The 12,829-nt window shown below is 60.3% G+C and carries 7 protein-coding genes; 2 read left to right on the top strand and 5 right to left on the bottom strand.

Going from position 1 to position 12,829, the window contains the following annotated elements:
- Positions 1–48: 48 nt before the first annotated feature.
- The 3 genes from BLLJ_RS06460 to BLLJ_RS06450 all read right to left on the bottom strand — a co-directional run bounded on the left by BLLJ_RS06460 (position 49) and on the right by BLLJ_RS06450 (position 3,369).
- Positions 49–570, bottom strand: coding sequence for an NUDIX hydrolase (locus BLLJ_RS06460; RefSeq protein ID WP_007057255.1), 522 nt, complete (start codon positions 568–570; stop codon positions 49–51).
- Positions 571–618: 48 nt separating this feature from the next.
- Complete coding sequence (locus BLLJ_RS06455) at positions 619–2,214, bottom strand: aminopeptidase P family protein (protein ID WP_013582815.1); 1,596 nt, start codon at positions 2,212–2,214, stop codon at positions 619–621.
- Between the two features lie 303 nt (positions 2,215–2,517).
- Positions 2,518–3,369, bottom strand: coding sequence for a hypothetical protein (locus BLLJ_RS06450; protein ID WP_007057256.1), 852 nt, complete (start codon positions 3,367–3,369; stop codon positions 2,518–2,520).
- Positions 3,370–4,623: 1,254 nt separating this feature from the next.
- On the opposite strand from BLLJ_RS06450, the gene BLLJ_RS06445 reads away from it, so the two are divergent.
- Positions 4,624–6,228 (top strand): bifunctional folylpolyglutamate synthase/dihydrofolate synthase, encoded by a 1,605-nt coding sequence (locus tag BLLJ_RS06445; protein WP_007052575.1) that lies wholly within the window; start codon positions 4,624–4,626, stop codon positions 6,226–6,228.
- A gap of 60 nt (positions 6,229–6,288) precedes the next feature.
- Positions 6,289–9,966, top strand: coding sequence for a chromosome segregation protein SMC (gene smc / locus BLLJ_RS06440; RefSeq protein ID WP_013582814.1), 3,678 nt, complete (start codon positions 6,289–6,291; stop codon positions 9,964–9,966).
- A gap of 118 nt (positions 9,967–10,084) precedes the next feature.
- Here smc and BLLJ_RS06435 read toward each other — a convergent pair whose 3' ends face one another.
- Together BLLJ_RS06435 and BLLJ_RS06430 are read right to left on the bottom strand one after the other, a co-directional pair.
- Positions 10,085–11,080 (bottom strand): lipid II:glycine glycyltransferase FemX, encoded by a 996-nt coding sequence (locus tag BLLJ_RS06435; RefSeq protein WP_013410747.1) that lies wholly within the window; start codon positions 11,078–11,080, stop codon positions 10,085–10,087.
- Between the two features lie 121 nt (positions 11,081–11,201).
- On the bottom strand, positions 11,202–12,755 hold the full coding sequence (locus BLLJ_RS06430; RefSeq protein ID WP_013582813.1) for a UDP-N-acetylmuramoyl-L-alanyl-D-glutamate--2,6-diaminopimelate ligase: 1,554 nt from the start codon (positions 12,753–12,755) through the stop codon (positions 11,202–11,204).
- Positions 12,756–12,829 lie beyond the last annotated feature (74 nt).

Here is a 12,829-nt window from a genome sequence, read left to right as displayed (position 1 = left end):
CGCATAGCATTGGAGCTCCCTCGTCAGAGGGAGCTAACTTTATATCCGCTAGTACTGCTGCCCATCGAACTGGAACAGGGCGTGGGCGTCGCCGTGTTTTTTGTTCTCGATGTAAGTATGGAACAGCTCCAGCCGCTCGCTCGTGCTGGCCGCCAGGGGAGTGGGCAGGTCATCCAGATCGAACCAGCCGACGCTCAGGCTTTCCTCGTCGCCTACGAACGGCTCGGCATTGCCGCCGGGCTTCAGGGCGCACAGGAACGAATGATCCATGTACATGGTGTTGTCGCCATTGGCGTAGGTCAGCACCTTGTTTGACGAGGTGACGGCCACCAAATCGGTGACGATGGCATCGATGCCCGTCTCCTCCTTGATTTCGCGCACCACCGTGTCCGCCGGCTGTTCGCCCGGCTCGTTGATGCCGTAGACCATCGCCCATTCGCCCGTGTCCGAACGACGGCCCAACAGCAGTTGACCATGTTCGTTCAGTACACAACCGGTCACGCCATTGAGCCACAACAGATCATGGCCGATCTTCTTACGCAATTCCAACACAAATTCCGGAGTGGACACATTGCCTCCTTAGTAGAAAAGAAGCTCCCTCATCAGAGGGAGCTTAGGTTACTTCGCTTGGGCAGCCTGCTCGGCCATCCAGGCTTCGACGTCGTCGATCTGCTTCGGGATGCCGGCGGAAATCCATTCGGGGCCGTTCTCGGTCATGAGCACGTCGTCCTCGATGCGGATGCCGATGCCGCGGTATTCCGGCGGAATCAGCAGATCATCCTCGCGGAAGTACAGGCCGGGCTCGATCGTGAAGATCATGCCCGGGCGAATCGGCGCGCCCTGATAGGACTCGAAACGGGCCTGCGCGCAATCATGCACATCAAGACCCAGGTGGTGGGCCACGCCGCAGGCGAGCCAACGGCGGTGCTGCTGGCCTTGCGGGGACAGCGACTCCTCGACGCTCACCGGCAGCAGACCCCAATCGTGCAGACGCTCGGCGATCACACGCATGCAGGCGTGGTGGATGTCGGAGTAGGTGGCACCCGGCTTGGCGGCTTCGAAACCGGCCTGCTGCGAGTCGAGCACGGCCTGGTACAGACGCTTCTGGAAGTCGGTGAACTTGCCGTTGGTCGGGAAGGTGCGGGTGATGTCGGCCGTGTACAGGGAATCGACCTCAACGCCGGCATCCACCAGCAGCATGTCGCCGGTCTTCACCACACCGGTGTTGCGCATCCAGTGCAGAATCGGAGCGTGGGGGCCGGAAGCCACGATGGAGTCGTAACCGACGGCGTTGCCCAGTTCACGGGACACGGCGTTGAACGCGCCTTCGAGGATACGCTCGGAGCGCGGCTTGTCGAGCGCGGCCGGCAGTGCGGAGAGCAGACGGTCGAAGCCATGCTTGGTGGCGTCCACGGCCTTGCGCATTTCGTTGATTTCGTAGCCGTCCTTGACCATGCGTGCCTCGGCGGCGAACTCGTGCAGCTTGTCGTCGGATGCGGAGTTCTTGTCCGGATCGGCGAAACCGTTGGCCTCGCGGATGGATTCAACCATCGAAGTGATTTGCGGGTCGGTTTCGCTGACCACGCGCACGCGTACGGCGCCGGCTTCGGCACCCACGTCCTTGGACAGGGCGTCGGCCAGCTGGGCGATGTCGTGGGTTTCGATGCCGGTCATCGCCTGCATCTCCTTGAGACCGGCACGCGGGCCAACCCAGTATTCGCCGTAGTGGGCGGACATGAAGAAGTCCTCGGTGGAATTGTCGGCGCGCGGCGCCACGAACAGTTCCGGAGTGTGCGTCTTGCCGGCGGCGGCTTCGGGGGAGTCGGGGTCGACCGGGTTCAGGACCAGCACGGCGCCGGCCTCGTAATCGGAACCCAGACCGGTGTAGTAGGCGAACGTGGTGTCCGGGCGGAACATGTAATCGCAATCATTGTTGCGCACCTTCGGCTGGCCGGCCGGAATGACCAGACGTTCGCCCGGGAAGGCCTTGCCCAGCGCCTCAAGGCGGGCTGGCGTGAACTTGGAGGATTCGAGAGGATTAATCTCCGGATCATCGTCGGCCCAGCCGGACTTCATGAACTCCTTGAATGCGGCCGACTGCGGGCGCAGCGAGCGGTTGTTCACGCGGTCGCTCATCGACTGGTTCGCGCCCGGTGCCGTAGCGCGCTCTTCGGCCTCATATTCCTTGTCCTTGGCGGTGATCACTTCACCCATTGCCACTCTCCTGTATGTAGTTGTTGTCGAATCATCGATTCCCACCTCATATTAGTCGGCTTTATGCGATGTGCCACGATTGACGGCTGACGGTAAAACCAAGTACGGAATTTGGACGGTCTTCCGGATATGCCCATATGGCGAGTGCGGCGGGCTGGAATGCGGGCCCGTTTATTGTTCTCGGTAGGGAAGGAGAGGGGCATGGGCTTGGGCTGGAGCTTGCCGATTGATATTGACATATTCTGTGGGCTGAATCCATGTGAACCCATGCGATGAAGGTTTATCGCGTCGCGGGACTCACTGCTATGCGGAGGTCTCCACCTGAGGCACCCCGGCTTTGATCAGTTTTACCCGCAGCGGAGTACGTTCGATGACGTCGGCGTATGTGAAATGGACGATTTCGGTGGCACCGGCTCGTTTCAGTCCCTCGTCGCGTGCGCGTTCCTTGGCCACCACCTCCTGAATGCTGCGGTTATCGGTCATGGCTGGGTCCACGTATTTTTGTGTGCCGTCGTATTCGGCCACTATCACGCGCCCGTCATCGAGCTTCCATACGAAATCAACGCGGTACTCGGTATTCGTCTGTGGGTCGGTCACCGTTACCTGAATACGCGGCGTGAGGAAGCGATCTTCGATGATGGTGCCTCGCGCGAGGGATTCTCCACCATTCTCGCTCCTTTCGTTTGCATAGCGCAGCAGGCGGAATACTCGGGCATAATCGATTCTCCATTGAACGCAGTCGGCGGCTATCTCTTCCTTGGTTATTCCCTTGGCAAGGGCCGAGTCAAAGATCGGTAACGCAAACCGAAAATCAAGGTCTATAGCGGCCTCGACCAAGGTTCTAGCCGGTGATATCAGGGATAGGCCGGAGGCCTCGTAATGTGTCTTCGGATTGTTCATATCGGGCATATAGACATGTCGTAAGCGCTGATGGCATTGACGAGATCCATGATCGGAAGTCACGATGGTTATGCAGTCATCATGCAAATGCCATTGATGTTCGAATCCATAGGCACTTACTGCCACCAAGCCGCCAAAAACCCACTGAGGATGCTCTTGCGCAAGAGCGCGGGCTATATGCAACGTTCGCTCCGGCGGCGTCAAACCATCCCAGTATGCAGTATTTGCATAAAGACTGGGAATGCCGTCATACACTTTCAACAACTCACCACTCTGGGCACGGCGGCGTAGAGCGGTCTGTTCCGCTTCATTTCTTGAATAGACGCATCTCAGCTCATTCTGCGCGGCTGATATGAGCGAGGCCACTGCTTTGTGTGTCTTCATGACGTCGAGCGTAGCCGGAACGAAGCAGCGTAAGTATGAATTTCAGCCATTGTGGTTCTAGCCTCGGAGCTTGGCTGTCTTGGAGCGAGATACTCCCGATAATTTCAAGGTATTAGGCCGCTAATTCGGAATAGTGGATAACACACAAAACTTATCCACCATCAGTAATGTCATTCGAACAACGTGCTTTGGGGATTCGAACAAGATATCATCGGCGAAGGCGGATGTAGCTGGTAGAGGGCGGCGAATTGACGGTTAACGGTGCTTATGCTTTGTACGCCGTCGGTGCTGGTTCAGATATTGGCTGGCTTCTGTCTGAGTGTGGAATCTAGCGTCGGCGTGAGTCCAATGGTTGTATCGGGGCCGACGATTTGCTGCAATTTATTGGCGGCATAGATCCAGGGCTTGGACGGCTGCCGACGGTGAGAGCAGTCATAACAGTGAATGAGCCTCTGCGAGTTCAAAAGATGATGTAGAGGACGTTTGTGAGAGTCGTTTCCGGGGCAAGACATGGTCGATTGACGACGTTGAAATTTCTCAACGACGGCAGAATGGCATGCCTTGGCGAGGAGACGACACTGAGAGGCGATGGAGTCGGGATTAATCCAGGTTTTGGCCAGCCACCGACTCGCAAGAGCATCATAGCGTCGGTGTACCGCCAGAAGCTGGCACTGTACCGACGCTGAATAGCATCAGCGTCGCCGGACATACAAGTTTTGGATTGCAGCCGACTAAGAATGGGATGCCGACGGCAAGAGCCGCATTGCAACTATATGAGACGGCTTCACTGTGCGTGGCTGCAGGTAGAGACTGCCCGCGCGGCGGCGACATATGAGACGGTTTCACTGTGCGCGCACGATAAACCACCCCGGCGGCTAGGATAGAGGGAATTGAGGGAGTGCGGCTCCACGCGTGAAGGCAAGAATCCCGAACCATGCAGAGCAAACCTGTGCAAGGGGAACTTCCTGCGCATGCGGAAGCGGAATATATGCGGGCATGCGTAGACATGACGAGAATGGCGCGAACACGTAAGTGGCATACGCACTCCGAACGGCGCAACAGCAACACGAGCAGAGGTTAGAAGAGGATATGTCATTCGAGCATCCGAATCGGAACAATGAGAGCATGCGGGACGTCGAACTGGACATCATGAGCCGCCCGCCGGAGCATAACACCACCAATCTGGATCTCGACCGGATGAACCTGATGCTCGACATCCTGGGCCACCCGGAGCAGTCGTTCCGCGTGATTCATATCACCGGCACCAACGGCAAAGGCTCCACCGCACGCATGGCCGAGGCCATCTGCCGCGCCTACGGTATGCGCACCGGCCTGTACACGTCGCCGCATCTGGAGAAGATCAACGAGCGTATCGCCATCGACGGCCAGCAGCTGTCCGATGACGATTTCATCGACATCTGGGACCAGACCAAGGATCTCGTGGCCCTGGTGGACGCCAAGATGGAGGAGCAAGGCAAGCCGAAGATGAGCTTCTTCGAGGTGCTCACCGCCATGGCCATCTGGAAGTTCGCCGACACGCCCGTGGACGTGGCCATCGTCGAGGTCGGCATGGGAGGCCTGTGGGACGCCACCAACGTGCTCAACGCGGATGCGGCCATCATCGGCCCGGTGGACATGGACCACATGCAGTGGCTGGGCGACACCGTCGAACAGATCGCCACCGAGAAGGCCGGCATCATCAAGCCGAACTGCACCGCCATCATCGGCCCGCAGCCGCATGAGGAAGCCGTCATGCCGATTCTCGCCGAAGCCGCCGAACGCAACCACGCCATGCTCGTGCGCGACGGCTACGAAATGACCGCGTCCGACCGTATGGCCGCAGTCGGCGGCCAAGTCGCCACCCTGACCACGCCCAACGGCACTTACGAGGGCGTGCCGATCGCCAAGTTCGGCGAGCATCAGGCCCACAACGCGCTTGCCGCGCTCGCCGCTTCCGAAGTGGTGATTCCGGTCAACGGCCCGCTGGACGGCGACTTGGTGGCCGAGGCGTTGAGCTCGGTCAAGATTCCCGGACGCATCGAACAGATCCGCACCTCACCGACCATCATTCTGGATGGCGGACACAACGTGAATGCCGCCGAAGCCCTGCGCAAGGCCATCGAGGAAAGCTACGACTTCAAGCAGCTGGTCGGTGTGGTCGCCATGATGCGCGACAAGCAGGTCGAGGAATATCTGGGTGTTCTGGAGCCGATCCTGAGCTCCGTGGTGGTCACCGAGAACTCGTGGCGCGAGCGCGTGATGCCGGCCGACGAGCTTGAGAAGATTGCCGTGGACGTGTTCGGCCGTGACCGTGTGATCAAGGAAGCGAACCTGCCTGACGCGATTCAGACCGCCGTCAATATGGTCGATGCCGAGGACGAGCTGGGCGTGGGCTACGGCCACGGCGTGCTTATCTGCGGCAGCTTCGTCACCGCCGGCGACGCACGCCTGATGCTTGAGGAACACGCCAGCCCCACGATGAGGCAGGCTATGGCCGTTCATCAGCCGGCGGTTGACCCGGACGATTCGGATCAGCCGGCAGACAAGGCCGAGGATGAGGCCGCCGACAACCTCGAGGATTCGGTAAGCCCGGACGACTTCGACGTGTTCGACGTCCTCGGCCTCGGTAAGGAACAGGCCGGTGACGCCGGCACCGGCACGGCCAGTGCCGACACCGACAGCACTGACACAGCCAGCGCCGACACCGACGATTCCGCCGACGCCCGGTAACCCGCATCCAAGGCATATCGGATACCCGGACACCCGGCATACGGAAAACAGTCTCACGCCATGTATCTCAAGGAACTCACCCTCCGCGGATTCAAATCCTTCGCCTCCGTCACCACGCTGCGCTTCGAGCCCGGCATCACGGCGGTGGTCGGCCCCAACGGTTCGGGCAAGTCGAACATCGTCGACGCCCTGATCTGGGTAATGGGTGAGCAGGGCGCCAAAAACCTGCGCGGCACTTCGATGGAGGACGTGATTTTCGCAGGCACGTCCTCCCGCCCGCCATTAGGCCGTGCACAGGTGAGCCTGACCATCGATAATTCCGATCACACGCTCGATATCGATTACACGGAAGTCACCATCTCCCGCACCATCTTCCGCAACGGAGGCTCCGAATACGCGATCAACGGCTCGCAATGCCGCCTGCTCGACATTCAGGAACTCCTCTCCGATACCGGTCTTGGCCAGCAGATGCATGTGATCGTAGGCCAGGGACGATTGGATGCGATTCTGAAGGCCGACCCGTCCGGCCACCGTGCGTTCATCGAAGAGGCCGCCGGCATCCTGAAGCACCGCAAGCGCAAGGAACGCGCGTTGCGCAAGCTGGCCAATACCGAAACGAACCTGAGCCGACTCGACGATTTGCTGGGGGAGATTCACCGCCAACTCGGCCCCCTCGGACGCCAGGCACGTATCTCCCGGCGCGCCGACGCGATTCAGATATCCGTACGCGACGCCCAAGCCCGCCTGTACGCCGAAGACGCTCAACGCTCGATGAGCCGTCGCGACACGGTACGTCAAGAGCTTGGCGCTGTGCGTAACCAGCTGGCCGTCGCCCAACGTGAACTCGCCCAAGTCAAAGTACGCATCGAACAGGTCGAGGCGTTGAGCTCCGAATCCAGTCCGGCCATCGCCAAGGCCAACCAATACTGGCATGAATTCTCGCAGACCCGTGAACGACTGAACGCGCTCGCCCAGTTGGCCGAAGAGCGCAGCCGGTCACTCGCCGGCCAGATCGTCACCAACTTCGGTGAGGATCCCGGCATGCTTGTCAAACGAGCCGAGGAACTGGAGTCTCAGGCAGCGGCACAAACCAAGGCCGTGGCCGATGCGCGCATCGCACTCGACAAGGCCACCGAGGAACGCGCCGACGACGAGAAAAAGCTTGCCTCAGTCCGCCAGACCTTGACGGAACTGCGCAAAACCGCACAGGAACGCGATGCGCAAATCGCCCGACTGCGCGAACTCATCGCCCGCGAGGAATCCGCCGTACAACTGGCGACCAGCCGCGCCAAGGATTACGCCTCCCAACGCGACTCGCTGACTTCCCAGCGCGACGATGCCCAGCAACAGCTGGACGCATTGCGCAGCGAAGCGGACTCCATTGCCGACGATGACGGTGCCGCATTGGACGCCGCACGTGCAACGCTCGCCGAATGCCGCGAACGACTGAATGAACGCGCCGATAAGCAGCGCGAGATACAGTCCAAGATCATCTCGCTCAAATCCAAGGCCGATGCGCTTGCCGACACGCTAGACAGCCGCAATGCCTCCGGATCGTTGGAGCGCGATACGGACGTGGCCTCGCTTGGCCGACTCACCGACTTCATCCATGTGGCCGAAGGCTGGGGAGAAGCCGTGGCCCACGCGCTCGACCAGTATGCCAGCGCCATCGTGGTACCCGCGGCAGGCAACATGTTGCACGCCCTCGAACGCGCTCGGGAAGATAAGCTCGGCAAAGCCGTGGTGCTGACCGCGAGCATTGCCGGCGATCCCGCCACAGAGCCGGGCACGGAGTCGGAGGAGAGTAGCGCCGAGAACGCGGGGGCCGCTCCGCAATCGGGCAACGCGCTGGCAGCACTCGTCACCGCGAACCCGGATGCCGAGAACCCGGCACAGGCCGAAGCGGTCGTGCGCACCGTGCGTCTCCTGCTGGCTGATGTAGCCGCGGCCGGCACCGCCGACGAAGCCCAACAGATTGTGGCATTCGGCGAAGCCATGCGGGCCGTCACCAAGAACGGCGAGACCTTCACACACGGCGTGGCGGCGGTCGGCGGCTCTTCAATCTCTCAATCGGACCTGTCTCTGGCCGCCCGCCGAGACAAAGCATTGGCACAGGTCAAACAGTTGACCGCCCAAGACGGCGGAATGGCTGAGCAAGTGGCCGAGGCCAAAACCAAGCGCGATGAAGCGGCTCGACTCGTCGACCAGGAATCCGCCAAACGCACCGAAGCCCGGCTCAAAGCCCAGCAGGCGGAGAAATCTCTGAAATCCGCCACAGATCGCGTCGCATCGTTCACCCGTCAGCTCGAGCAGCTGGATAGGAAAATCACCGAGACCCAAGAGAATTGCAACGAGCATCAGCTCAAGCTTGACGACCTCAATCGCGCTTTGGCATCGGCCCGGCAATCCACAGCGGAACATGCCGATTTCGACGAACTCGATGAACGCGAACGTACGCTGGAGCGCGGACTGAACCTGACTCGCGAGCATGAGGTCGCCGCGAAAATCGCGTGGACCGAGGCAAGCCGCAAAGGGGAGTCCCTGAGCCGACAGGCCGGGCTGCTGCGGGACAACGCCAAAGAAGCCGCCGAACGCCGCGCCCGCATCGAGGCGTTGAACGATCGCAGACGCGAGCAGGCCGCACACCTGCAAGGCGTGGCCGATGACGCGCGAGCAGTGGCCGCCATGGTAGAGCATACGCTGCATGACGTGGCCGCCAAACGAGACGAGCTGCAGGCCGCCGCCTCCAGCCATGACGAGGAACTCAAGGCCCTGCGCGCGCAGCGCAACCAGATCGAGCCCAAGGTCACCGATCTGACCGGGCGCGAACATGCCTTGGATGTAAACCGCGAACGGTTGGCCGCCGAATCCGGGCAGCTCATGCAGAAAGTGTCCGACGAACTCGGTCTCACTTTGGAGGAATTGGTTGGTGATTACGGCCCCGAACAGCCGGTGCCCGTGCTGGATGATGAGGGCAACCCTGTGCCGTTGGATGAGACGGAAGCTGAGGCTGGGACCGAAGAGGGAGAAACCGGGGGAGAGGCCGGCACCAACGGCGATTCCGCCCTCTTTAAGACCGTGCCGTATAACCGTCAGGAGCAGAAGAAGCGTCTCGATAAGGCTCGCCGCGATCTGGCCGCACTCGGCAAGATCAACCCTTTGGCCACCGAGGAATTCGAAGCGCTTGAGGAGCGGAACAAGTATCTCAATGATCAGCGCAACGATGTGGTCAAATCACGTGACGATTTGATGCAGCTCATCAAGGATCTCGATTCCACGATGGTCCAGGTGTTCAAATCCGCGTTCGACGATACCGCCGAGGCGTTCGAGCAGATGTTCGCCACGCTGTTCCCAGGCGGCACCGGGCGACTGCGCCTGGAAAACCCGGAAGACATGCTCACCACCGGCGTACTGGTCGAGGCCAGCCCGGCCGGCAAGCGCGTCAAACAGCTGAGCCTCCTGTCCGGCGGCGAACGTTCGCTGACCGCGCTGGCGCTGCTGTTCGCGATTTTCACCGCCCGCCCCAGCCCGTTCTATGTGATGGACGAGGTCGAGGCCGCGTTGGACGACGTGAACCTGACCCGTTTGATTAATGCGTTCAATGAGTTACGCGCCCATGCGCAGCTCATCATCATTACGCACCAGCAACGCACCATGTCGATTGCCGACGCGCTTTACGGCGTAACCATGAGAGCCGACGGCGTAACAGCCGTGGTGAGTCAAAAACTCGAACGATAAACGAATGGTTCCCGCTGACAGGAACTGGTGCCACAGGTGACAGAGGGCGGTCCATATCGAAAGACCGCCCTCAGTCTCGCTTCGTTCGACAGCTCCCGCCAGCGGGAGCGGGGCGGTATTAGCGCAATGCCTTGCGCACGCCCTGTACAGTCTGCAGCGTCTTGTAGAAGACCTTCTTGATGGGTACGTCGCGGGCGGGGGCCACCGGGGTGATTTCCTCGGTGAACTTGCATTTGAACTCGTTAAGGCCCTTGAGAGACGGCGCGAAATCGGAGCCGATGCCCATGAGATCGTATTCAGTAATACCCTGCGAGCCCAGGATGCAGCATTCGGAATACAGCAGCTTGTCGGTCACATGCAGACGCATAACCTCGTTGCGCATGCCGGCATAGTAGCGCACCGCATGTGTGCCATTCACGGTGACAATCGACCATGCCACCACACGGTCTTCAATACGTGCGGCGAACACACGGCAATGATCGGCACCCAACGCGCCGATCATATCGGAGTAGTCGCTCATCGGAGCAGGCGTGAATCCATCGCGCTGGCCGGTCTCGACCATCACATCGTAATATTCGGAGAAATCGGCCAGCGCCTTATCCGTCTCATCGGCAACCTCGGCCGGGCACTCACGCAGAGACTTGCGCACGTCACGGCGTCCACGACGCTTCATCCGAGCCAGAATCTCATCATCGCCACCGGTGACGTCGATGACCACGGTCTGGTCGTACGGCACTGTGGAGAGCACCTTCTCCGTACCATCGGCGAACCAGGTGTCGATACGCAGGAACGCGATGTTCTTGTCGGCCTTCTTGACGGTGTCCACGATGGCGTCGACGACCTCGCGCTCCTCAGCTTCGGTGGGCTTGGCAGCCCACGCCGGCCCATGCATCGAGCGCAGATAATGATAACCGTGCGTCTCAAAATCGATAAAGGAGATCACGGCGACCAATTCACCATCACGCTTGATCAGATAATCGCCCCATGGCGTGCGTCCGTCGATATCCGCCTGAAAACCAGACCAAACCTTGGTCTGTTCGATGGGCAATGTGATGCCGGCCTTCTCGGCTTCGGCTTCCAGTGTGGCTCCGTCAACTTTCTCCAACGTGATCATTACGATTCAGCTATCCTTTTTCGTTCGTATCCGTATGTCGTGTTTCTGGTTTGGTCGTATTGCGCGTGATCTGATGTGGGCCAATCGGGATCCGATCAGGATCTGATTGGCTGGAATCCCGTCACAAGCCAAACATGCGTTCGACGACGTGATCGTCGCCGTCGAACGGCACATGCTTGTGATGGTCCTTGATCCAACGCTCGTTGCCCTTGCCGATAATCAGCAGGATGTTGAATCGGTCGGCGTGCGCACGGGCATCGTAAATGGCGTTGGTGATGGCCGTCGGACGGTCGGAAATCACCGTGGAGGCCACATCCTTGTTCGTGATGTAGCCTTGCATTTCCATGCAGATGTCGATGAACGGCTCGGTGTCCGTATCTTCGGCGGTGAAAATGAAGTTCGCGATGCGGTTCTCGGCAGCCTCGACGATTTCCTTACGGCGATCGTAGGCCTTGTTGCCGGCCGATCCGGTCACCAGCGTGATACGCGGGTTTTCCTCGCCCCAACGCTCGTAGACGAAGTCAAGCAGCGCGGTGACGGATGCGTAGTTGTGCGCATAATCGACGATGGCGAGCGTGTTCGACTGCGGGTCGCGGAACTGTTCCATACGGCCGGCGATACGTACGGATTCGATGGCGTGCAGTGCGTCGGCGTCATCGAGCGATACGCCAGCCGCATGGGCGATGGCGATGGCCGCCGCCGCATTGAGGTAGTTGAAGTCGCCATCGATGGACAGATGGTAGTCGCCAAGGGTCTGATCTCCGTCGGCGATGTGGAAGGAGGCGTGCGCCGTGTCGGCGGGCCAGGCGACGACGTCCGCACTGGTGCCGGCATTATCCGCGTCATGCAGGGCGAAGGTGGTTGCGCCGATGCCGGCTGCCGCCGCGTCCTCCCGCAACAGATCGGCGTGCAGACTGTCCGCGCCGAGTACCAGCGACTTCGCGTTGGCGATGATCTGGCGCTTGCAATACAGGTAATCCTCGAACGTGGGGTGTTCGATCGGGCTGATGTGGTCGGGGGAGATGTTCAGGAACGCGGCCACATCGAAAGTCAGGCCATAGACGCGGTCCACCTTGTACGCCTGGGAGGAGACCTCCATCACCAGATACTCCATGCCGTTATCGGCCGCCTCGCGCATCATGCGGAAGGCGTCCATCGATTCGGGCGTGGTCAGATCGGACTCGACGTAGGTGTGGCCGTCAAGGCAATTATCGACCGAGGAGAACAATGCGGCCTTGCCACCGGAGACGGCGTTGATAAGCGCCTGCGTGAAGTACGAGGTGGTCGTCTTGCCCTTGGTGCCGGTGACGCCGATGACCGTGAGCTCGTTCTGCGGATATCCGTAGAACGCGGCGGACAGCAGGCTCATCGCCTTGCGTGCGTCGTTGACGATCAGGCCGGGGGCGGCGGTTGCGGCTGAGTACTCGGTTTCGGCCACGTATGCGGCCAGGCCGGCTTCGTCGATGCCGTTCAGATACTCGGCCTTGAATCGGCCCTTGCAGCACAGCAGGGTGCCCTGCGTGACCTTGCGGGTGTCGTAGGTGATGCCGGCGAACGGTTCATCCGCCGAAGCGATACGGGCCGGGTCGTCGGTCCAGACATCCCCTTGGATGATTTCACGCAGCAGATGGTGTTCCTTGAGCAGGTCAGCGGCCGAAGCCAAAGTCAAAGCCATAATTGTTTCTCCCTATTATCTAGCCGATACGCCATTCTACAGGTGGGGTGCAGCGTGTTGTGGCTCACACGTCA

This window comes from Bifidobacterium longum subsp. longum JCM 1217 (assembly GCF_000196555.1).
Lineage (GTDB): Bacteria > Actinomycetota > Actinomycetes > Actinomycetales > Bifidobacteriaceae > Bifidobacterium > Bifidobacterium longum.
This window is presented reverse-complemented; position numbering and strand designations above follow the sequence as displayed.